General features: G+C 33.8%; 14 protein-coding genes. 3 read left to right on the top strand and 11 right to left on the bottom strand.

What is annotated here, in order from left to right; all coding sequences use genetic code 11:
• Positions 1–11: 11 nt before the first annotated feature.
• The 10 genes from D1818_RS24690 to ccsA all read right to left on the bottom strand — a co-directional run bounded on the left by D1818_RS24690 (position 12) and on the right by ccsA (position 22,027).
• Positions 12–2,183, bottom strand: a complete 2,172-nt coding sequence (locus D1818_RS24690; protein ID WP_158596953.1) for a beta-1,3-glucanase family protein — start codon at positions 2,181–2,183, stop codon at positions 12–14.
• A 316-nt stretch (positions 2,184–2,499) separates the two neighbouring features.
• Positions 2,500–3,258, bottom strand: a complete 759-nt coding sequence (locus tag D1818_RS24685) for a family 16 glycosylhydrolase (RefSeq protein ID WP_118463113.1) — start codon at positions 3,256–3,258, stop codon at positions 2,500–2,502.
• Between the two features lies 1 nt (position 3,259).
• Positions 3,260–5,584, bottom strand: a complete 2,325-nt coding sequence (bglX, locus tag D1818_RS24680; protein ID WP_118463110.1) for a beta-glucosidase BglX — start codon at positions 5,582–5,584, stop codon at positions 3,260–3,262.
• A gap of 110 nt (positions 5,585–5,694) precedes the next feature.
• Complete coding sequence (locus D1818_RS24675; RefSeq protein WP_118463107.1) at positions 5,695–7,332, bottom strand: family 16 glycosylhydrolase; 1,638 nt, start codon at positions 7,330–7,332, stop codon at positions 5,695–5,697.
• A gap of 51 nt (positions 7,333–7,383) precedes the next feature.
• A complete protein-coding gene (locus tag D1818_RS24670) occupies positions 7,384–9,471 on the bottom strand; it encodes a hypothetical protein (protein WP_147406169.1) in 2,088 nt (695 codons plus the stop codon).
• Between the two features lie 19 nt (positions 9,472–9,490).
• A complete protein-coding gene (locus D1818_RS24665; protein WP_233558595.1) occupies positions 9,491–10,948 on the bottom strand; it encodes a RagB/SusD family nutrient uptake outer membrane protein in 1,458 nt (485 codons plus the stop codon).
• 14 nt (positions 10,949–10,962) lie between these two features.
• Positions 10,963–14,001, bottom strand: a complete 3,039-nt coding sequence (locus D1818_RS24660) for a TonB-dependent receptor (RefSeq protein WP_118463098.1) — start codon at positions 13,999–14,001, stop codon at positions 10,963–10,965.
• Positions 14,002–14,254: 253 nt separating this feature from the next.
• Positions 14,255–17,062, bottom strand: coding sequence for a triple tyrosine motif-containing protein (locus D1818_RS24655; RefSeq protein WP_118463095.1), 2,808 nt, complete (start codon positions 17,060–17,062; stop codon positions 14,255–14,257).
• Positions 17,063–18,709 (bottom strand): solute:sodium symporter family transporter, encoded by a 1,647-nt coding sequence (locus D1818_RS24650; protein ID WP_118463092.1) that lies wholly within the window; start codon positions 18,707–18,709, stop codon positions 17,063–17,065.
• Positions 18,710–18,856: 147 nt separating this feature from the next.
• On the bottom strand, positions 18,857–22,027 hold the full coding sequence (ccsA, locus tag D1818_RS24645) for a cytochrome c biogenesis protein CcsA (RefSeq protein ID WP_118463089.1): 3,171 nt from the start codon (positions 22,025–22,027) through the stop codon (positions 18,857–18,859).
• A 132-nt stretch (positions 22,028–22,159) separates the two neighbouring features.
• On the opposite strand from ccsA, the gene D1818_RS24640 reads away from it, so the two are divergent.
• From D1818_RS24640 to D1818_RS24630, 3 genes are read left to right on the top strand one after another with little or no spacing between them, the layout of a single operon-like run.
• Positions 22,160–22,924 (top strand): Rossmann-like and DUF2520 domain-containing protein, encoded by a 765-nt coding sequence (locus D1818_RS24640; RefSeq protein WP_118463086.1) that lies wholly within the window; start codon positions 22,160–22,162, stop codon positions 22,922–22,924.
• Positions 22,908–23,432: an HAD family hydrolase gene (locus D1818_RS24635; protein ID WP_118463083.1), complete on the top strand. Its 525-nt coding sequence runs from the start codon at positions 22,908–22,910 to the stop codon at positions 23,430–23,432. Before D1818_RS24640 ends, D1818_RS24635 begins: the two co-directional genes overlap by 17 nt.
• Positions 23,433–23,469: 37 nt before the next feature.
• Complete coding sequence (locus tag D1818_RS24630) at positions 23,470–24,042, top strand: non-canonical purine NTP diphosphatase (RefSeq protein ID WP_118463080.1); 573 nt, start codon at positions 23,470–23,472, stop codon at positions 24,040–24,042.
• Here the strand turns inward: D1818_RS24630 and D1818_RS24625 are convergent.
• The gene (locus tag D1818_RS24625) at positions 24,039–24,671 is read right to left on the bottom strand and encodes a type II CAAX prenyl endopeptidase Rce1 family protein (RefSeq protein ID WP_118463077.1); all 633 of its coding nucleotides are present in this window, start codon (positions 24,669–24,671) and stop codon (positions 24,039–24,041) included. The two genes, D1818_RS24630 and D1818_RS24625, sit on opposite strands and share 4 nt — an antisense overlap.
• Between the last annotated feature and the right edge of the window lie 887 nt (positions 24,672–25,558).

The raw sequence follows: 25,558 nt of genomic DNA, 5'->3' as shown, positions 1-25,558 counted from the left end.
GTTAGATAGTTTTACTTTTTAATAAACCTTGAAATTTTCCAAGTATTGTTTTGATATGTTTTAATAAAATATGTTCCTGATTGCAATGAACTCACATCAATTTTTATGACATCATTACTTTTTGGAGCCTGTATTTTTTTGATTATTTTACCGGAAATATCAACTATAAGTAGATTTGATTCACTGATAACTCCATAAATATTTAATTGGTATGTTGCTGGATTTGGGTATGCTTTTATTTTTAGGTTACCTACTTTAACTTTATCAATTTCATTAAGTCTTTGTGTATTTTGATCTGTTATTTTAATCCAGTTAATGTTCCAACCTCCCGATACGGCATAAATACCAAAAGGATATGTCCCAGCATTTACGTTAACTAAATGGGAAACTGTAGTCCAATTTTGCCATCCACCAGTATTTGGTACACTCACTTCCCCTAGCGCAATGGTTCCTGCATTTAGATCAGCTGATAATTTAGCTCCATTTACTAAACTAGCAACTCGATATTCTATCAGGTAATTACCTGAAGTAGGAAAATTGATATTAGCATACGCCATCCAATCTCCATTATCAATATACCCAACATTTTCACCTCCTTCTATACATGGTTCTACCTGAACTCCATTCATAGCAGAAAAATTTTCCGCTTCAATTAGCAGACTAGATCCATCATTATCAGTTTTTGACACAAGTATAGAGGTCATCTCATCATTCCAATTACCATCATTGGTTAAGCAACTATCATCTGATGTTTTTTCCAAGCTAGCTCCTGTAAAATTATCATCCCAATATAATGTTGCTTTGTATCCTGGATTTACGCGCAAAGAAGACACCATATCATTAGGTATTCCTAAGGCAGCAAGTTGAGCCTTTGTATAACTTCCTTCAGAAAGACCTACAGCAGTTCCTGAATAAGAGCAATCCAGATACAACGTTACAGCAGAATCATTAGGATTTGAATCTCCATCGATTCCACCTAAGGTGATTTTTATATTTCTTGGGTTTGGCGTATGGATTGTTGCCGACTGATTATAAACATCATCGTAAGCAAACGTATATGTTTGGCTTTCGAAGCTGATAACCGTTTGATGGAAAAATTTAGAATACCAATTATAAGGCCAGGTTTGGTAATATTTAGAAGTATCCCCAAAGTCTTGCAAAGTTCCTGAAGGCAAATTTAAATCAACAGCATGTCTTGTAATTGCCGCTACCATTTGAGACTGAACTACTAAATCCCACCGATCTCCTGATGCCATAACCCCACTACCTTCCATAGCCTCTAAAGTTGTTGGCTTGCCAAAAATAGTTCCTATCTGGCCGTCACTATCTCTTCTAAACACAAAATTGGCTCCTTGTACACTTCCTCTCCAGATACCTGCATCTGATGTAAATGCTAATTCCTGACTCGAATATTTAGACCAGATTTCATTAATATAACCATCCATAAAATTTCTTGGAAATGATGCAACCTTCGTTGGAAAATGAATTGAACCATCCGTTGTGTTTAATAAGCTTTTGAACTCACTTGGAGCCGTGCTCTGCCATTGATCTAAAATCTCATTATGTTTCTTTAATTCTCCTACTTTTTTATAAAAATCATCTCCCCAAACTTCTAATCCCATAGGATATTGATATGCATCTACTCTAGATGTATTACACCAAAGACCAAAATCATTAAAGGTTAATTCTATCAATTCAAATTTAATACCTTGATTAGGATCCGTTGGGTTCGCTAAATTGGGAGCAGCATATCCACTAGGAGACCCAGAATGTCCAAAAAAGTATAAATACAACTGACTCTTAAATGAAATCATTATTCGACATCCAGCTATTTTAGGTATCTGAATTGTTTTATTTGGTATATCACTTAGTTTACGAAAGCAATTTGCATATTTCCCATCGAGTCCAGGGCCTTGATTTCCGTCAATAACTGGACCTTGAACAGTATTAATTGAAGAATCCATATTGTTAACTTGACCATTTACGGGATCAACCCATACGTGACCATCTGTAATACCTACTATCGCAATAAAAACCTCATCATCTGGGTATTCTGAAGTATTAGATATTTCATAAGGTAAGGTCTGTGCTTTTACTGTAATACTAAAAAATAATAATAAGCAAAAGAGTTTAAGAATACTACTAGTTTTTGGTTCGGTTTTTAAGAATACTTTTGTTTTCATCATTAAAATGGTTTGTGTAATTAAGTTATTTTTAAAAAAATCATATAAGCAATCCTTAGCTCTATGTGTTTTGCTACATACAGCATTACTATTTCCCTACATTCAAAATTGTTTCAACCTAACAATCTGAACATCAAATATGTTTTTCCCAAGTAGTTTTGATAATTAGAAACACTAAATATTTCAATTATCCATTTCTATGTGTGATATTTATAAAATATCATCATCTTAAATTTGATTTTGGTTGTATAATGAATATATACTAAGCCAAAATCAAGGGTAGAGCTGAATTTAATATTCCTTATTATGACGGTATTTATTTCCAGATTTTGATATAATCAATCTCCAATTGCTTTGGAAAGATTGTATCATCGACTTCTGGACCCCCAAAGTTACCGCCAATGGCAAGGTTAATAATTATATAAAAAGGCTGATTAAAAGGCCAAGTTTTGTCATTTTTTATTTCTGGAGAAAATGTATAAACCAGTTTATTATCTATATAAAACTCTATTTTGTCCTTTGTCCATATTGATTTATAGGAATGAAAACCTTCTTCTACGTTCTCTATTAATGTTTTCCTAGAATTAATAGTATTACCAAAACTCTGTCTAGTATGCAATGAATTATAAATAATATGGGGCTCTTTGCCCACATATTCCATAATATCTATTTCTCCACAGTCCGGCCAACCTCTATCATCTATATTTGACCCGAGCATCCATATCGCTGGCCATAAACCGTGTCCTGTAGGCAATTTTGCCCTAACTTCTATAGTTCCATATTGAAACTCTATCTTGTTCTTAGTAGTTATTCTACTAGACTTATATACATCATTCTCCTTTGTTGCGGTTATTATTAAGTTCCCTCGTTCAAGTCTAGCATTCTCTTTAGTATATATCTGTCTTTCATTATTACCCCAACCACATAAATCTGGACAACCATCTCCTAATTGATAATTCCAATAGGATTCATTTAATCTAGTCTCATCAAAATTATCCTCCCAGATAATTGAACTTGAATCCTCACAAGAAAAAAAGAGTAATGAAAGAATGATATAGGTTAAGAGTTTTTTCAATTTATTTCAATTCAAAATTAGAGGTTATCGTTTTATCAGAACTTCCACCAACAAATACTTCAAATTCTCCTTGTTCAACAATCCATTGATCCTCATTATTATAAAACCCTAAAGTTTCTTTATTTAATTCAAAACTTACCGTTTTAGTCTTTCCCGGCTTCAATGAAATCATTTCAAAACCTTTTAACTCTTTAACTGGTCTCGTTACACTAGCGAAAAGATCTCTAATATATAATTGAACCACTTCTTTACCTTCATAATCTCCAGAATTAGTAATATCGATTGACACAGTTATTTTCGGATTATTAGCAGAAGTATTCTTTGGTTTTATTTTCAAATTATTATACTCAAAATTAGTATAACTCAATCCATGTCCAAAAGCATATAATGGTGTGTTTTCCTGATCAGAATAGTGCGACCAAAAAACTATATCTGGAGCTGGTTCTGTAGGTCTTCCTGTACTTTTATGATTGTAATAAATTGGTACTTGACCTACATTTCTAGGAAAAGACATGGGTAATTTTCCACTAGGGTTATAATCCCCATATAAAACTTGTGCGATAGCATTTCCACTTTGAGATCCTAATTGCCACGCTTCGACGATTGATGGAATATGGGCATCAGCCCAAGGTATTGCTAACGGTCTGCCATTATTTAAGACCAGAACAATATTACTATTTACCTTAAAAACTTCTTCCAATAGTTCTTGTTGTACTCCTGGTAAATCTAATTTTGTTCTACTTCGTCCTTCTCCACTTTGAAAACCTATTTCTCCTAAAACCATCACTACTACATCCGCTTCTTTAGCCACTTTAATAGCTTTTCCGAATTCGCTTTTATCCTTAGTATTAATTTTAGTTTCTGTTACAAATGCAGTATTACCAATTGAGACATCTGTTCCTTTAGCATATACTAATGAATTACCTTTATACTGTTGCATCCCTTCTAAAACAGAAATAGCAGTATTATCGTCAGCAGCGATTCTCCAACTTCCTAAAGGGCTATTTTTATCACTCGCCAATGCGCCAATCAGTGCTATTTTCTGTCCTTCTTTTTTAAGAGGAAGTAGTTTATTATTGTTTTTAAGAAGCACAATAGATTTTTTGGCGACATCTAATACCGCTTCTTTGTTTGCTTTACTACCAATAACAGATTTTTCTCTATTCTCATCACAATATTTATAAGGATTCTCAAATAAACCAAGTTCATATTTTACCCTAAGAATCCTTCTTGCTGAATCTTCTATCAAACGTTCTTCTACTTTTCCTTCATTAACCAAATTAGCTAAATGCTCTACATATAGATAAGATTCCATATCCATATCTGATCCGGCATTGGCAGCCATTTCTGCTGCACTTTTTCCGTCCTTTGCATACCCGTGAGCAATCATCTCGGTTATCGACCCCCAATCAGAAACGATAAAACCGTTAAATCCCCAATCACCTTTAAGAACATCCCTTTGCAACATTTTATTAGCTGTTGCTGGTATTCCATTTAGTACATTAAAAGAATTCATAAAAGTTTTTACACCCGCTTTATTTGCAGCTATAAAAGGTGGAAAAACAATATTATTCAAAGTAGAAGTTCCTATATCTACTGTATTATAATCTTTTCCTGCTTCAGAAAAACCATATCCTGCAAAATGTTTTGCACAGGCCGCTATTGTATTATTTGCAGAAAGATCTTCCCCTTGAAAACCTTGTATTCTTGCAACGCCTATTTTAGCGCCTAAAAAAGGATCTTCTCCTCCACCTTCCATAACTCTTCCCCATCTGGCATCCCTAGATACATCAATCATAGGTGCAAATGTCCAATTAATCCCTGCAGCAGAAGCCTCTAAAGCAGCAACCTCAGCGGATTTTTTTATAGCAGCCATATCCCAACTTGCAGATTCCGCTAGTGGAATTGGGCTCATTGTTTTATATCCGTGAATAACATCGAAGCCAATGATTAAAGGAATACCTAATCTTGATTCTTCTACTGCAATTTTTTGCACCGCTTTTACATCTTTAACACCTCTAACGTTAAGCATGGATCCAACCCAACCTTTACGTAAATGTTCGTATTTTTTAGCGGCTGCTCCTTCTTTGGGCTGAGGGCCTGTTAAATCCCAAAAACCATTATACTGATTCATTTGCCCTATTTTTTCTTCAATAGTCATGATAGCAAGAAGCGAATCTACCTTTGATTCTATTGTTTCATCCAAACCATTATTAGTGGTTACTGTATTAGTCGTTATGTCATTTATCTCTTCTGAAGACGTATTACAACTTATTGATAAAAAGCCGCATAGAATTCCAATACATATGATATAATTCTTTTTCATTATAAATGATCTAAACTATTATTTAAAGTAATGTGAATGTTTATTAGGAAGGCTATCTGTGGTAAATAGCCTTCCAAAAAATAAAAACAATTTAAAAACTAAGTGTATACCTATTGATAAACTCTTACATAATCAATTTCCATAGTAGACTCAGTGAATGAAGGATCTATGGCTCCTCCAAAAGTTCCTCCCATTGCTACATTAAGTATCAGGAAGAAATCATTATTATAAAATGGTAAATTATTAGCATAAGGAAATGTGTGATATGGTGTATCATCAATAGAAAAGACAATTTCTGTTGATGACCATTCTACGCTATATACATGAAAATCTGTCGATGCTCCTGCAACGTTGGTTTCTTCAAAAATCGCATTGCCTCCGTTATTTCCAGGAAAATGAAGCGCACTGGATACTACGTCCTGATTGTTTCCAACGTGTTCCATAATATCAATCTCTCCACAATTGGGCCAACCTACTTCTGTAATATTTGAACCTAACATCCATATAGCCGGCCAAGTACCTCCGCCTGTTGGTAATTTAGCACGAACATCCACCTTTCCATAAGTAAATGAAAATAGGTCTTGAGTTTTTATTCTAGCAGACGTATATCCTCCATTCTCAGCTCTAGCAGTAATCTTCAGCAAACCATCTTCTACAATCACATTGCTGGAATCATCTGTATAAGATTGAGACTCTCCATTTCCCCATCCATTATCTCCTGTACCTATATCATATGTCCAATTTGTTGTACTAGGAGCTCCAGCAGTATCAAACTCATCTGCCCAAACTAGTGTATCGAAAGGCGGCTCCGCAATATCATCGGTCCCACCAGGTTCTTCTGAGGTTATTATAAACCACCAATCAAACTCATTATTTCCATCTGTAGTTCTAAGAATTAGTTCATTTGCAGGCTGATCTGCAAACCTAAAGAGTTCATAACTATGATTACCACCTACGTAATAACCAATAAAACCTATTCCTGATAAGTTTAGAGTTTCTACCCCTCCTGGAGCACTAACAGACCAAGAAGTTGAATAGTCATCTAATGGATAGTTTTCTATATCTGCGCCATTAGGATCTATACTATGCGCTCCTAATTCATCAATTAAATTAACTCTTCCGAATACGGTTCCAGATGGATCTTCAGTTGGATCATCATTTTCAATATTTGTTATATGTGTAAATGTACCATCTGCATTAAAAACATAACGGTCATCATACATACCCACAGTTGCTTTATCATTCGGTGGTGCTGCAAAGAAACCTGAAGGTTCTGTATCTCCTACAGCTCCCAGACCAAAATGCCCTGGAGCCTCGCTTTTGATTCTCCAAGACCCTGTCGTTAACATCGTTATTAACTCTACTGGTGGCTCATACAATACCAATACATCTACTTCTACAGAAGTACTAGATGATACTCCTCCGGTTCCTACCGCTATAACGGTCACAGTATAGGTACTTAAACCTGTAACAGAAAAATCATATGATTTAGTTCCGGATGGAGATGATTCTGCTGTTCCATTAAAAACATACGTATATGTAATGGCGTTATCGGCTGTTGCACTAAAATTTACTGTACCACTTCCATCTCCATTTGGATTGCTAGCATCTGCTCCTACAATATCCACCGTTACTTGTATATTAGATGGGGTAATAATTTCGCCTACGGGCACATCATCTTCTTGACAGCTACCAAACAAAAAAGCCAGCAGTATAAAAATTCCTAAATTATATTTTAATTTTTTCATCTATTTAATTTTTTATTATCGTCGATCATCTAAGGATTCTATAAATAAAACTCATCTAATGAGTTTATAAGTCCAATATGCTCCTCCTATATCTATTGTTACCTCCATAGTATTATTGCTATCCATAAGGGTAACATTATATGTGATCGATGTCGGAACCGGTACGTTTGGTAGTTCTCCTCCATTGACTACTTTAGGTAATCCCAAGTAAGCACCCGCACCATTTAGCGTAATTACACCCGATCCTTCATTAAAAGTATATGAAGCAGGTCCAGATCCATCATGTGGAGAAACTGGTGTTCCACATTGATCTGATGTCACTCCTTGCCAACCTTCCAACCAAGTTTCAGATCCTAAAACATTATTAAAACTTCCGTCAGTAGCGAATATATACTCATCATCAAAATAGCAAGCTCTAGTTGTTATATCCTCTAAACTATTTGCGAAAAAATCACCTGTTCCAGGACCTGGTCCTACCTTAAAGGCTCCTGCTTCTGGCGCAAGTCTCCAAGTTCCAGCAATCAATGGTGTTTCTCTTATAAGTTGATAGGTCCAAAAGGCTCCACCAATATCAATTATTACTTCCATTCTGTTGTTACCATTAGAAAGTGTAACATTATACGTAATAGATGATGGAACAGGAACGTTCGGTAATTCCCCCCCATTTACTACTTTAGGTAATCCCAAATAAGCACCAATACCGTTAAGAGTAATGGTACCTGCACCTTCATCGAATATGTAAGTAGCTGCGCCGGATCCATTATGCGGTGCAACTGGTGTTCCGCATTGATCAGGTGAAGCGCCTTGCCATCCCTCAAGCCAAGTTTCAGATCCTAAAATATTACTAAAACTTCCATCAATCGAGAACACATACTCATCATCAAAATAACAAGCTCTTGTCGTTACATCCTCTAAGCTATTTGCGAAAAAATCACCTGTTCCAGGACCTGGTCCTACTTTAAAAGCTCCAGCTTCTGGTGCAAGTTTCCAAATCCCTTCTAATCCAGATGCAGGCTCTGGTGGTTTATGGAAATAAACATTATCAACAAAAACTATCGCCGTCCCGGAAGGTGCACCCACATATATTAATTGAGCAATATTACTTCTTGTAGTTAATCCAGTGAAATCGGCTAATGGGATATCTAAACTCACCCATTCTCCATTTGTTGGATTAGCTATCGTTATTTCATGTTCTACATCATCTCCACCATCAAAAACTCCATTTGCTCCAAAATCAACTAATTTAATCCTAAACTCAGTCAAATTTGGAGACCAAATATCCGTATGAAAATGAGTCATTGTACTAGCATCTATAGTTGTTGTTGTAGCCTCTATTCCAACGAAATTAAGAGCACTATACTTTTTGGTAGGGTTTCCTTCTATCTCAACATCTTCAAAAGTGGCATCAGACCAAGGTGTACGCCAAGTATCCACGGGAACATCTGCATAAACATCGCTAAACATAGAAACAACATCTTGCGCTGCTCTGGCTGGAGGTATTGGAGCAGAAACTATAGGTTGTAAAATTTCTGTTACTAAGAACTCTTCTGTGTACTCAGTAGTGGCAATAGCACCTCCTTTGGCAACAACCCTAATCGTATATGTTCCTGGTTGTTGGTACAAATATGTAACTGTTTCCCCTATATTAGCAGTCACTGGAGTATCATTTCCTATTTCTCCAAAGTATACATCAAAAGACATTGCATTGTCTGCAGTCGCGGTTACATTTACTTGTTTGGATACAGCAGCATCATTCTCTATAGTGACTACTAAATTTTCTGGAGGGTTAAATGAAACTACTACTTCTTGTGTAACTTCAGTTGTTAATCCAGTTATTCCTTTACCAACTAATCTTAAATCATACGTTCCCTCAGCATAAGTATGTGTGGTACTTTCTCCTATTTTTACATTTTCTGGCTCCAAAGTGTCATCTCCATAATAAATATCAAAGGATACCACTCCATCTCCATTTGGTGTTATAGTCACCAATCCAGTATTATCTTGAGTGATTTGTAAAAGCGCAGCTATGTTTGACGGAGCCACTACATTATCTAGATAGTCTAGATTATCGTCTTCAGCACAGCTCCATACGAAAAGCAAGGACATACATATGCTGAATATATATTTTAAAAGTTTCATCTTCTTCTAGTTTTTGTTTTTAGTATCCTGGATTTTGTTCCCATCTATTCCCTGCCAATTGAATCTCTATCAATGGTATAGGAAACAATTCGTGCTTTCCTGTTACAAAGCCATCTATTTCTGTTGCAGCTCTTCCCGTTCTTACTAAATCAAAAAAGTGATGTCCTTCTCCAACTAGTTCTACTCTTCGTTCTTGGTATATAGCATCTGTCAAGGCGGTTCCCGTAGCTGTTACATCCGGTAATTGAGCTCTAGTTCTCACTCTATTTAGGTAGATTAATGCTTCTCCATCACTACTTGGTGATTTTCTATTATGTGCTTCTGCAGCCATTAGCAGAACATCTGCAAATCTGATTGCTCTGTAATTATTTGGGTTTGTAAGATTGGCATCTCCGGTATTAAGGTCTCCCTGACGAGCAATATACTTTCTATTAAAATATCCTGTATGCTCAAAACCTGTAGAAAAAGTGGCTCCTTGATCCGCTGCCCACGCATCTATATCTAAAATAGCAACATCTAGTCTAATATCGCCTGCTTCGAATGTATCCACAACTTCTTGTGTAGGAACATTAAAACTAAAACCTGAATCAAATTGTGGCCCTGAATAATTTCTAATTCCATTAAAGCCAACTGCTACATTACCTTCACTACATTGTAAACATCCGAAACCTGCTCCTTCTTCATCTGTATATTGAACTTCGAAAACTGATTCTATATTATTTTCTCCTTCTTCTTCGAAGATAGATTCATAATCTGTAACCAAATCATATGGCCCTGCAACTACTTGATCTAAAACAGTAGCAGCTTCAGAGAATTTATCTTGAAATAAATACACTTTACCTAATAAGGCTCTGGCTGCTCCTTGGGTTACGCGGCCCGTTTCTGCTTGTATTGCTGGTAAATTATCTGCTGCAAACTGTAAATCTTCTTCTATGAGTGCATACACATCTTCCTTTGGAGCTCTATCTATCCCAGTCTCTTCTCCAAAAAAAATTCTTTTATCAATTGCTAGTGGTACATCTCCAAACCATTTTACTAGCTCAAAATAATAGTAAGCTCTAAGAAAGCGTGTCTGAGCAATTACTTCTTCCTTACCAGCAAAATCAGTTTTATCCTGAAACTCCATTATATAATTAGCTCTATTCACGCCCGCATACATCCAACTCCATATATCTCTTAGTTGTGCATTAACAGGGGTATGAATCATGTCATCTATTTCTTGTATCCCAGGTGAATCCGATGCGCTTTCTCCTCCTGCTAATGTATTATCAGAAGCTATTTCTCCTAACATTACATTTAAATAAGTGGATTGTAGTAAATCGTACGCCCCAATCAAAGCACTTTGATAATCTTCTTCACTATTAAAAAAACTCTCAGAATTTTCATCTTCTGAAGCTACATCTACAAAATCGTCACTACACGAAATTATCGTAACTAATAGTACAAAAAAGATTATCGATTGTATATTATATTTCATCTTTTTCATTTTGATTAAAATTTAAGATTTACACCTAATAAATATGTTCTTGGCACAGGGTAAAACCCCTGATCAATACCTGCTCCAATAGGACTTGCAGTATTAGGGTCTGGATTTGATTGATACGCTGAAGGATCATACCCTTGATATTCTGTAAAGGTGTATAAGTTATTTATTGAAACATAAATTCTAAACTTATCAATACCAATTGGTTTCATAAATGCATCAGAAAGTGTGTATCCTAATTGTATATTCTGGATTCTTAGATAAGACCCATCTTCTACATAAAAACTAGAAAACAAACTATTACCGTTAGCAGCTGTTGTAACTCTATGAAAAGAATCGGTAGAACCTTCCCCTGTCCATCGTCCTAAAAATCCATTTCTTCTATTGACCAATGGTTGATTACGTTCATAGTTTCTTACCATATCATTACCCACGGAGGCAAATGCATAAGCGGTAAAATCAAAATTTTTATAATCTAAGCCAATATTCAATCCCATTGTAGCATCAGGAATAGGATTTCCGATATCCGTTCTATCATCAGAATTAATTTCTCCATCTCCATTCATATCAATATATCTCAGATCTCCTGGTGCTGCATTAGCCTGTGTAGCGTGTGCTTCTACTTCTGCCTGATTTTGAAAAACTCCATCTGTTTGTAATCCATAGAAATATCCAATAGGCCTACCTGCTTCCATTCTTGATGGAGGATCTTGACCTACACCAAAAGAACCACCTGCTATAAAATTACTATCACTATTAACCGAAATTACTTCATTCTCCAGCAGTGTAACATTATAACTAATATTAAATTTCAAATTTTCTGATAACTTATCGTTATAAGAGATTCTAAATTCATACCCCTCATTCTCTACAATACCTGCATTGATAGTAGGTGGTGATGATCCTGGAGCTGCAACTCCCAGAATCCCCGAAACAGGTGCAACAACTAATAAGTCTTCTGTTCGTTTTTTAAAATAATCAAAAGTGATATCTATTTTATTATTTAATAATCGAGTATCAATCCCTATATCAAGTGTTTTTTGTTTTTCCCATTTAATTTCTGGATTGGAAAGTGCACCAATTGCCTCACCTATTATCAACTCATCATTAATAACATAGGATCCTTCTCCATTTAACAAGGATATAAATTGAAAATCTTTTATTCTATCATTCCCAATTACACCATAACTAGCTCTAAGTTTTAGGAAATTTAACCAACTACTATCATTTAAAAAAGATTCATCAGACATCACCCAACCGATAGAAGCTGAGGGAAAATATCCAAACTTATTTTTAGGTCCAAACTTTGTTGAGCCATCTCTTCTTATTACTGCAGATAGTAAATATTTTCCTTTGTATCCATATTGTAATCTAGAAAAATATGATAACAATCTAGAATCAAAAGTATTTCCTCCATTCTGAAAATTATCAACTACATCTGATGCCTGAGAAATAGTAGCATTAGAAAATGAATTGTCGATAATATCAAAGCCAGTAAAACCAGTAAAAGTTCCTGTTGTCTTAAATACAGACATCCCTAAAAGTATTTTTACATCGTGATCATCTGCAAATATCTTTTCGTACTTTAAGAAATTATCCCAAGTATAATCTCTAAAAAAATTCTTAAACTCTGTAACACTGCTTCTATCTACATTAAACACTTTTCCAGATCCATAAAATACTTCAGGAGAAAATGTTTTACCATCTACTTCAGAATAGTTAAACTGGTATCTAGATTCTGCTGTGAAATCATTTAAAAAATTATATTTCAATGCAAAAGTTGCACCTATTCGATTTACTCTTGTATCATTAAACGTATTTTCTATCTGCGCAATTGGATTTATTACTTCATTACCCAATCCTTCTGCTAAAGTAAAGTCTCCATTTTCATCTCTCACAGATAAAGTAGGCGCCATATTTAATGCATTAAATAACACAGAACCTAAAGCATTTTCTAATAATGTTTTTCTATTGGTTTGTGTAAAAATACCAGAAGTGGTAAACTTCAAGTTTTCAACAATATCCAAACTGTAATTTACCCTACCTGTAAAACGTTCGAAATTAGCATCACTTCCTCCAACAATACCATCTTGTGTTAAATAAGAAACTCCCGCAGAATAAGTAGAATTCTCTCCACCACCTGTAGCACTGAAATTAATATTAGAAATTACAGCTGTTCTAAAAATTTCATCTTGCCAATCTGTGCCTTCTCCTAACTCTGATAAATTGGCAAAAGGTAGCGTACCACCTCCAGCAGCGAAAGACTCATTAATAATAATACCATATTCAGTTGCATTAAGTACCGGAAGTCTTCTTGTGGTTTCCTGAAAACCTGTATATGAATCAAATTCGAATTTTAAATCTGTATTCTTAAATCCTGATTTAGTAGTTATAAGGATAACCCCATTTGCTGCTCTTACTCCATAAATACCAGCTGTTGCATCTTTTAATACATTAATACTTTCGATATCGTTAGGATTAAGTACACTAAGATCTTCTATAACATTGCCATCTACGAGAATTAAAGGCCTACTATCCCCGTTAGTAGATATTCCTCGTATCGATATGGTAGAACTGCTACCAGGAGCTCCAGATTGCGATGTGATATTTACACCTGCAACTTGTCCCTGTAGTGCTTGCTCTACTCTAACTACATTAAGTTCTTCTATAGTTTCGGATCCTATTACAGAAACCGCACCTGTAATTTCTTTTTTTGTTTGTGTCCCATAACCAATTACAATGACCTGTTCTAGTGATTCACTGTCTTCTTCCATGGTTACATTAATAACGAAATTTTGTCCAACTGTTATTTCTTGTGTAGTGAACCCTACATAAGAAAACACAACAACACTTCCGACGGCTACATTGTTCAATGTATATTTTCCATTAAAATCTGTTACGGCTCCGTTTGCAGTGTTTTTAACGATAACATTAACTCCAGGGAGTTCCAATCCGCTTGCATCCTTTACGTTTCCCCGAATCTGAATTTCTTGTGCATTAATAACTGTACTTAAAAAGACAGCTATTAAGAAATAAGTAATTTTCATAAATGTTCTAGTTTGATTTACTCAAATTTACCTACGAACATTAAGAAATCGTTAATAACTAACCCAAACAAAAATCCTACAACATTACATAATAACTAAAAAATTAATAAATTCTTTGCGTAAAACATCAATGAAAACGGTAAGTACTAGGGATTTAATAACTATTAAAAAAATGTAAATAAAATAGTATTGTTACCCAACTATAACGTTAGAGTATAGGTAATGTAGAGGTATTTTAAGATAATGTATGGTTTTAAATTTCGAGAATATAGTTCACTAAGCTATCCGAATGTTCTAATTGTAGTTTTTTTCTTAGTCGATAGCGTTTTATTTCTACGCTTTTAACCGAAATATTAACTAATGAAGCAATTTCTTTAGATGATAAATTTAGCCGTAAGTACGTACAAAATCGTAAATCGTGAGGAGTTAAATTATTGTGTTTCTTTTTGAGTTTCTTTATAAAGTTTTTATCCACGCTATTGAAAGCTTCTTCAAAATGTTTCCAATCATCCTTATTATTTAGGTTTCTATCAATGATTCGTTCTACATTCTTTACTCCGTTTCTTTCAAATTCAGATTTTTTAAGTTCTTTTTTGATAGTATTAAGGATCTCATTTTTCTTAATAATATTCATTGTAGAAGAAGCAAGATCACGATTTTTACTCTCTATATCCTGAGTCAATTTTTCGTTTGTTAGCTTCATTATTTCTCGTTCACTTTCTAATTCTTTTAGTTCCAATTGCTTTTTGTTCTCTTCTACCAATTTTTCTTTTTGTATGGTATAGTACTTTTTATAAGCTCTATGCGTAATTAGTAATAGAACTAATAGCAAAATAGAATAAATCGCAATAGCTACATTCGAAAAATACCAGGGTTTATCGATTACAAACTTATACTCGACTACATTTTTACTTAGAACATTACCTGTTTTTGCTCTAACCTTAAACGTATACTCTCCGAATGGTAAATTTTCAAATATCTTATTGGTTTTAGAGGTCCAACCACTCCAGTCTTCATAGAAACCTTCTAACTTATACTGAAACTTTGATATAAGGAATTTATCATATTCGGGAATTGTATATACAAAAGAAATGGTATTTAAATTAGATTCAAATACACGAACTGAATCAGAAATTTCGACCTGTCTAAATTCTGTAGTTTTTTGTTTTGCCGAAACTTCTTCTAGAATAATAGTATGTTCTTTTGAATTTATTCTGGATAAGTCCAAAATCATATATCCATAAGTAGTTCCTAATAAGTACTTCTCTGCTTCAAGATGCATGATGTTTTCGAAACCATTCATTTCCTTTCTTAGCAAATAAGGGATAGATACTTTAGTTACTTCTAAATTATCAGAAAACTGACTTTGAGAAATATAGTCTAGCTCTTCATCAGTAAAGCTCCAGAGTCCACCTATATTATCTTTTAATAACCTTCCTACATTTTCTTCTTTAGTCTTAAAAACCTGATCAACAACATTATCTTGATCAAAAGCTTTGTTTTCCTTATTATAAAAAGACACTCCTTCTTTATGTGCATAAAAAAAATCATTTTTGTACTTTGCTATACTTGAGTGCTTACCTTTTATAGTAATTGTGTCTTTGACCACTTCTAGCACCTTGGAAAATTCATCATCTACCGTAAGACTAAAAAGTCCTTTGTACTCATGATTGACCCATAATTTACCATCATATATTTCTAAATATCGAGCGGAGTAATCAAATCCTTTAATTTTTTGTTTTAATTTCCATTTTCCGTCTTTTTTTGCCAGCACACTCAATCCTTCATAATTACCTTGCAGTAACCAGTCTGGATGCTCTTTAATAGTACGAAAAATCCAAGTCCCCTGAATCCAACTTATGAGCTCGGACGTATCATTTTCTATTAAAAAAGTTCCATCATTATGCCCACAAAACAATTTGTTATCATAGGAAAAAAGATTCCAAACCTGTCCTTTAGTTCCCTCGACAAAACGGAATGGTTCATTTTTATTAATGTTTTTGTAAAAGACTCCTTGATTTGTTCCTAGATATAAAAAACCTTCAAAAACAATTGAGGTATATACAGTACCAATAGTACCTTTATCATCATTAAAACTTTGAACTGGTGATTTTACGTTTATACAATTAATGCCTTTATCTAATCCTAACCATATATTACCTTCTATATCTTCAAAAGAAGACAAAATTGTATTATTACTTAATCCTTTATTCTGATTAATTTGATATATTATTTCTCCTTTTTGCGATAGATATATTAACCCTTGGGAAATAGTTCCTAAAACAAAGCTTCCATCCTGAAGTGTAATACTACTATAAATGGTAGAATTGCTTAATAGGTCATCGGATGGCGTATTCCACTTACTAACTGTTTCTTTCGAAAACTCAAAAAACCCTTTTGTACTTGTTAGTAATAAAATTCCGTTTTGAGACTTAGAAATATTTACTACTTTATCATTAATAACTTCAGGATCATTTATGGCCAATATTGGACTACCTTTTTCAATTTTATAGATTCCACTATTAACATCCTGATAATATATCGTTCCTTGGACATTGAATATATTAGTTATGGCTGTTTTAGATTCTATAATTGAGATCTCCTCATTGCTAATGTTATAAAGATAAATTCTATCAAGAGACTGAAATAATATCCAGTCGTCTTGATTTACAATGTGCCAAAACTGCTCATCTTCTATAAGCTTTTCTTTTATATTTTCGGTTAGGGAAGTATACTCAAGTTTTCCAAAACTATTTTTTTTCCAATACCCAAAATTCATATAGAATCCTGTATAAATACGTTCTCCAATAACTTTGACCGATCTTATAACCGTTTCATTAGGAGTTGGGTAAAGCTTCCAGTTTGCCCCATTGAACTCTAAAAGCCCCCTATTATTAGCAACATAAATATATTTATTATCTGCTTGAGAAATTGACCAGTTTTGGGTTGCTCCTTTATATTCATCTGGCAAATAGACTTCTATCGGCGGTAATTCCTGTGCGGTAACTATCGTCGTAAATAAAAAAAATAGAAATAAAAATGTCTTTTTAATATATTTCAATTAGTTAAAATAGATATAAGTAGATATTACAATTAAGCATACAATAGCACCGACAATCTTTGTATACTTCCAAGGTGTAATATCCACTTCTTTGGTGTATTGCTGCTCGTATGCTTCCTCTCTTGGATACAATTTACCTATAATTAGCATTATAATGATGTTAACCACAAAAAGAATTGCCATTACGTGCAGAAAATGAGGATATGCAGATGTTTCTATCCTTCCTAATTCTACAAGATCAGTTATTCCATTAGCTTTAGCAGCTTCAACTGCATTACCTTGAAGAATCGGTTTTATAATAAACTGACTAATTATATACAGTACGGATCCAGATATAATACCAATTTTACCAGCAATCGCCGGAACTTTCTTAGTAAGATACCCCACTACTATAATAGTCAAAATAGGAATACTATATATTCCATTCACTTCTTGTAAATAATCAAAAAGGCTTCCTGCTTTTGCAATAAAAGGAGCTACAGCCATGGCTAATATTGCTAATAAAACACCAAAGCTTTTCCCCGCTTTTACCACTTGTTTTTCGCTAGCTTCTTTATTAATATATTCCTTGTAGATATCTAAACCGAATAATGTAACCGAACTATTTAAAGCACTATTAAAAGAACTCAAAATTGCTCCAAATAATACCGCAGCAAAGAAACCTACTAAAGATACTGGTAATACTCTACTGACCAAAGTTGGATATGCCTCATCTGCTACTTCTAACTCTCCATTAAAAAGGTGAAAAGCTATGATTCCCGGTAATACAACAATAATAGGCCCTAATATTTTTAAAAACGAACCTAATAATAATCCTTTTTGACCTTCTTTTAGGTTTTTAGCCCCCAAAGCTCTTTGGATAATAGCTTGATTAGTTCCCCAATAAAATAATTGTACCAACATCATTCCGGTAAATATGGTTGCAAAAGGAATTGAAGAATCACTATCTCCAATTACTTTAAACTTTTCGGGATTTGTAGTCATTAATGTATTTATTCCTTCGGAAATGCTGCCGTCTCCTATTTCTAATAAGCCAAAAACCGGAATCATAATACCTCCTATCAATAATCCAACAGCATTGATCGTATCTGATACCGCTACTGCTTTTAAACCACCAAAAATTGCATAAATAGATCCAATAACACCAATACCAATAACACAAATAATAATGGACCATTCTTTAGATACTCCTAATAATTCAGGAACATCAAACATTGTGCTGATAGCTAAAGATCCGGAATATAATACAATAGGTAAAAACACTACTACATAGCCTGTTAAGAATAATCCAGATGTTATTGCTTTTGTAGTGGTATCATAGCGCCTTTCTAAGAACTGAGGCACTGTAGTGATTCCTCCTTTAAGATATCGTGGCAATAAAAAAATTGCCGTAATTACCATTGCAATAGCTGCTAGGGTTTCCCAAGCCATCACCAAAATACCTTCTGAATACGAAGAACCATTAAGTCCTACTATTTGTTCTGTAGATAAATTAGTAAGTAATAAAGAACCTGCGATTACCACAGCGGTTAGACTACGACCGCCAAGAAAATACCCATCAGAAGATGTCTCGTCGGTTTTTCTTGTAGCCAGATAAGATATGATAGCAACTAAAAGTGTGAATCCTACAAAAGAAATAATGCCCATATTAAAATTTTAATGATTTGTTAAAAATCATAAAAATATCAGATATAATTCAATACCGTTAAGAATAATGCCAAAAAATTAAGACTGTATAGTTTTTGTATAGTTATTACTGAGAATAACACAATGAAAAACAAATGATTATGAAAATCACTTCTTATAATGTACAGTATACCTCCAGTAAGAAAAAGCTCCTAATATAGCCCAGACAAGAAAACTATAATACACTGCTGATGGAGTTACAACCTGATCACCACTAGCGTAAGAATGCAATCCTTTTAAGTAAAAATTCACTCCAAAATATGTCATCAATATAGATGAAACCGCAAACACAGACATCAAATTAAAGAACCATCTGCTTCTTAGACCTGGCACCAATCTCATATGAATTACAAAAGCATACACCATAATACTAACCAGTGCCCAAGTTTCTTTTGGATCCCAACCCCAATAACGTCCCCAACTTTCATTGGCCCACATTCCTCCTAAAAAGTTACCAATAGTTAACATTACAAGACCTATGGTTAATGCCATTTCGTTAATAATGGTAATCTCTTTAATATTGAGATCCATTCTCTTTTTATTAGACTTGGTAGTTAAGACCATCAACAATAACGACAGTACTCCTAAAATGGCTCCTACGAAGAAAGGACCATAACTTGCCACAATAATCGACACGTGAATCAATACCCAATAAGAATCCAAAACAGGTTGTAGATTAGCAATCGCTGGATCCGTCCAGTTTTCGTGAGCAAAAAACAGAATAATTGCCGCTACAAAAGCAGTCGCAGCCACAGTAAGATTACTCTTCTTCCCAAAAGCCAATCCTAATGCCACCGTTGCCCATGCTACATAGATCATAGACTCATACGCATCACTCCAAGGTGCGTGACCTGATACATACCACCTAATTATCAATCCAGATGTATGTACCATAAAAATCAATATAGTAATCCCCATAAAGATTTTTATCAACATTTTTACAAATTTATTCTTGTGATAGAATATACCAAAAATGATGATTAAAATAAATAATACACTTGTAATACCATAGTATCTATACAATGTTCTGAAAATATCATATTTATTTAATGCGATTTCAGCTTTAATTTTGTCATCAGCTGGCATTACTTTACTACCAAATTTTGTCTGAAATGCTTTTATACTCTCTATATATTGATCTGGCTTGCTATAGTCTTCTGTATTTCTTGCTTCCTGTAATGATTGTATATAAATAGGAATAATCTGTCTGGTATAAACAGAATCCATTCCAGTAAATTTATGTTCATTAAGTTCCGGTACAGAAACCCATTTGTTACCTACATCTCCAGGAACTGGGAAAATCTTCAAAATTCCGCCGCCCAGAGCCTGGTTTAAGAGGTAAAACTTTTCATGAGTTTTTAGGAAATCCTTTTCAAAACTACTAGGTGTATTAGTACTACTTGCCTTTTCTAAATAAGGATCTAACTTATAGGAACCGTCTTGCTCTACTAGATCTATTAGAGAAACTCTTCTTTCGGATTTGGAAACACCCAATATCTTTCGGATACTATCATTTTCCCTTTGAATTTCTATAATAGGAATGCTGTACCATATAAATGGATTCTCTACCATCGATACAAAAACCTGATCAGCTGTCAATCCTTCATATGTATCCTTTTTACTTAACTTCCTTAATAATTCTGAAGAAAAAGTATTAACAGGCTTCATCCTACCACGTTCATCCTGTATCACAATACTACCAAATTTCGCAGCGTGTTCTTTACTTGCAGCATTCGCTTTAATTATAGAATCTAGTTTAGCTTTTCCTGGTAAGGTCTGTAAATGATTTACATGATCTGTTTGTTGTTCCTGTTCTAATTGTGCGAAAGAAAAAGTTGAAATAAATAAAGCTACTAAAACAGTTAACTCTTTCTTTTTTATCTTCACTTTGTTAAGCATTTGTTCTAGATCCTTAAACCTGGATCCTCTCGTAAAAAGAATAAGCATTAGTCCAAGATATAATGACATATACCCCGCATAGGTAATCATAGTACCCCAATAATCGTGACTTACAGATAATACGGTACCCTTTTCATCAGGATCAAAAGAAGCTTGAAAAAAACGATACCCTTTATGATCTAAAACATGATTCATATAGATATCATAAGGACGAGGAGCAGTTTTATCTTCAACAATATCTACTTTACTCATGAACGACTTATATACTTTTTCTGTTCCTGGTTGTTTTTCGGCTATAAAATCATTCAACTTTAGAGCAAAAGGAAGTTCTAATCGCTTTGACCCATAGTTGAAGTACATATCCAAGCCTCCTAAAGAAATCTTTTTCATATCATTAGCGTATCCTTTTCCTCCCAATAACTTCACCTCTTTAGTTTCTCCATTAGTGGTTACATCAAAAATCAGTGCATCTTGCTGTCCTTTGTCTTTCACTTCGATCGGGATAACATCATACTTTCCTGTAATTACAGGCTCTGGAATTACAAATTGCATCCCAGCAGTTTGATATAATGATCGTAACATCAGTGGTTGTAAACTATCTTTGATTACCAAGCCTTGCTTTTGATCGGCCATTCTCATATAAGAACCATCAAAAGGTGATTCTATGTAATATTCATCATTCTTATATGTGATATTGATAGCACCTTTAGTAGGGACATTAAAGGCCACTAAAATATTATGGATATTAGAAACTTCTCCTTCTTTTAAATAGTGATCGTGTCTATTACCATCTCCTGCCTCTACTATCTTTAAATAATTCTCTCCAACCTCTGTTTCAACCAATCCCATTTCTGCTCCAGTGATGTATTCTTTATATTGAATAGTAACTGGTTGCTGGTTATAATCGGTATTTATAGTGAAGCTATTATCCGTAGCTTCTGTTAATTCTAATTGCTCGGATACAACACGCCTTCGCGGTTCCCCATTAATTTCTCCATCAAGGAATGCAGTTAAATAGGTGTGTTCGGATAAAAACTCTGAGGTCGTTTCCCCTTCTCTTATCGGCATTACACCTTCGTAACTAATATATCTGGTAACAAATGCTCCTAAAAGTATTAAAATAAAGGAAAGATGTAGCAATAATGTTGCCCACTTATCTTTTTTATACAATTGATAACGTATTATATTCCCACAGAAATTGATCATAAAAAAGGCCATAATGGCTTCGAACCACCAGGTGTTATATATCCAAATTCTTGCAGCGGTTGTACCATAAGCATCTTCTAAAAAAGTACCTACTGCCATAGAGACGGCAAAAACAATAAATAGGATTGCCATTAATCTGGTAGAAAATAAAATACTTGCCAACTTCTTTTGCATTGTAATTTTTTTAGCTCGGCAAATTTAATGTTTTTGAGAGGATAATCAGACATTCTAATTATCCTATTTGTTGGTTTTAACAGAACTATAAAACTTGTCTAATTTTTAAAGTATCTTCCTTATTTTAGCCAAATGATTACAATTGTTATCCTTGGTGCAGGAAATGTGGCGAAACATTTGTATACAGCTTTTTTAAATCAAAAATCTGTAGCAATAGTACAGTGCTATAACAGAAAAGGAATACAAATACATAAAGATCAAGAAGCTGCTACTATTACCAACGATCTAAATGACTTAAAAAAAGCCGACCTCTACATTTTAGCAATCAGTGACGATGCGATAGCAAAGGTATCGAGCTCCTTACCGTTCCAGAATAAATTAGTTGTTCACACTTCTGGAAGTGTACCAATAAACGCTATTGACAATAAAAATTCTCGTGGGGTTTTCTATCCATTACAAACATTTAGCGCAACGAAGAAGGTTGATTATAGTAAAATTCCGTTCTGCATTGAAGCCGATCAAGAAAAGGATGTTATTATTTTAAAGAATCTAGCTTCTATATTATCAAAAAAAATATATGATATCTCTTCTGGACAGAGAAATGTATTACACGTAGCAGCAGTGTTTGTAAATAACTTTACGAATTATATGTTTTCTGTAGGAAATGAGATTTGTGAAGAAAATAATATCCCTTTTGAAATTTTACATCCCTTGATTCAAGAAACTGCCAAAAAAATAATTGAAATAGAACCGGATATTGCTCAAACTGGACCTGCTATTCGCAAAGATGTTCAGACGATTGATCGACACCTAGAAATTCTAAAAAACGATTCACAAAAACAATTATATAAAATGCTTACCAAAGCAATACAATCTAAATATGGAAAAGAGTTATAAAGAATATTTAAAACATATCACCACTTTTATCTTTGATTTCGACGGTGTTCTTACGGATGGAACTGTAATCATTAATACTAATGGAGAGTTACTAAGAACTATGAATATCAAAGATGGCTATGCATTAAAAACTGCGGTTCAGCAAGGTTTTAATCTATGCATCATATCTGGTGGAAAAAATGAAGGAGTTAGAAAAAGATTAGAAGGTTTAGAAATTAAAGATATTTACCTGGGTGCGCATCATAAAGTTGATCAGCTAAACGAATATATGACCAATAAGAATATCAAAATCGAAAATGTATTATATATGGGCGATGATATTCCGGATTTACCAGTGATGAAAATGGTAGGATTGCCAACGTGTCCTCAAGATGCGGTTGCAGAAATAAAAGAAGTTTCTAAATATGTTTCCTTTAAAAAAGGAGGAAAAGGCTGCGTTAGAGATGTCATAGAACAAGTACTTAAAGTACAGGGGAAATGGATCGAAAATTATGATGCCAAAGCCTAAATATTTTACCTATCTAACTCAAAAAGATATTGCTTAAATGAAACTAGTATTTGCTACAAATAATCCTAACAAATTAAAAGAAGTAAAAGCTCTTGTTCCACCTCATATCCAATTACTAAGCTTAGAGGATATAGGCTGTACGGAGGATATTCCTGAAACATCTCCTACAATTGAAGGTAATGCTATACAAAAAGCTCGATATCTAAAAGAAACCTATGGATATGATTGTTTTGCCGATGACACAGGATTAGAGGTAGATAGCCTACAGGGGGATCCTGGTGTCTATTCTGCTCGTTATGCAGGAGAAGCTAAAGATGCTAATGCCAATATGGATAAACTTCTCGACAACCTAAAGAAAAAAAAAGATCGCAAAGCACAATTCAAAACAGTTATTGCTCTTCATATTAATGGTACGTTAGAAACATTTACCGGTATTTGCTCAGGAACTATAGCCGTTCAGAAAAAAGGAGATAAAGGATTCGGATACGATCCCATTTTTTTACCAGATGGATACACCGAAACATTCGCAGAGCTTCCACTAGAAGAAAAAAATAGCATCAGTCATCGAGCGAAGGCAGTAAATCAATTAGTGAAATTTTTAAACAATTAATCTGCTCCTGGAAATGCTAGCATCTCCCCCATTCCTACTGTAAAAAGCCAGTTTCCATAAATTGCATGTTCTATAGATACCAAAGTAGTGGATTTTGTTCTCTGATATGTAAATGCAAATAATAAACCTCCTAAAAAAGTAAGTAGCTGAACTAGAAAACTTCTTAAAAATATATGAGCCAATGAAAAAAGGACTGCGTTTATAAAAATAAACAACCACTTATTCTTAACCAGGGACTCATATCGATCATAAAAGAAAGTTCTATAAATAATCTCTTGTGGCCAAACAGATAAAAAGGTGTAAACAAACAAAATAACAACCCACAAAATCGGTTTCTTGATTACAATAGAAAACAATTTATCTGGAGCTATCCAAAAAACATATAAACTAGTAATTATAATTACAATAGCCAGTTTAATAATAGTTTCTTTCCAAAACGGTTTCCAATACATCCGATCGGGAAACCTAATTTTTAAAAGTCCTGATCTCTTAAGGTGAAACAAAATATAAACAAAGCCGGTAACCGTTAATCCAGCTTTTATTGGCGTAGGGTACGAAAACAAAAAACTAACAGGGAGTAGTACAAATAGAAAGAATAACTCTAATCCTCGGGCAAAAGTAGATTGCATCATTTTTATTTTGCACTAATTTCAGCATAAAAAATGAAACAAATTACTTTTTAACAAATAAAAAAGCCTCCGGGCAAGAGGCTTTCAATTAGGGAAATCAAACTTGGGGATTATTCGATTTTCAATTTTGGGGCAATTGTTAATTGGTATTTTGCAATACCATAAAAACTAATTCAACTTATATCAATCAATAACAACACTTCAAAAGTACACTAACATCTTAATAACATCTCAAAAGCGCTCATAAAAAAGCATACAATCATCGATAAAAAGCGATTTTAATCGATTAAATGCGATTTCTTATGTTCAACAAGTAATTAATCTCTTTAAGACATAATGAAGATAGAGAAGGTATTATTTGTAAGAATATTGAGAATGAAAGAAAATCAACTCATAAAAAAAAGCCTCTTGGGGTATGAGGCTCATTAGTAGGTAAAATTAATTTGGGCAAAAAAAGTTTAGTTCTCTAAATTTTGAAATATTCTATTTATTATGGGGCGAAATATTAAAACTAATTCTATTAGTAACTCTTATTCTTTCACATTTCAAAAATACATGATATACTACAATTTGATAAAAAAAACGGTAGTAATAAAACACATATAATCGTTAAAATACAATTTTAATCGATAAAATACAATTTCATGTATAAAAAATTAAAAAAACGCTCAATAAAGTAAGATTTTTACCAGTTGTGTCCTTTTTTAAATAACTATTAAAAATGCGTAAAACCGTTTGAATCATATTGTACTTGTATTAATTACAAAATCCGGTCTTCCCAATAGCTTCTACTTTATTTCGTTATGAAACGAATGTATATAATAGGAATAAAATATAAGGTTCTTTAAGAGCTTATTAGATATTAGAGAATACCGTAGAGCATAAAA

The organism is Aquimarina sp. BL5 (assembly GCF_003443675.1).
GTDB lineage: Bacteria > Bacteroidota > Bacteroidia > Flavobacteriales > Flavobacteriaceae > Aquimarina.
Note: the sequence above shows the minus strand (reverse complement) of the source record. Positions and strands in the feature narration are given on the sequence as shown.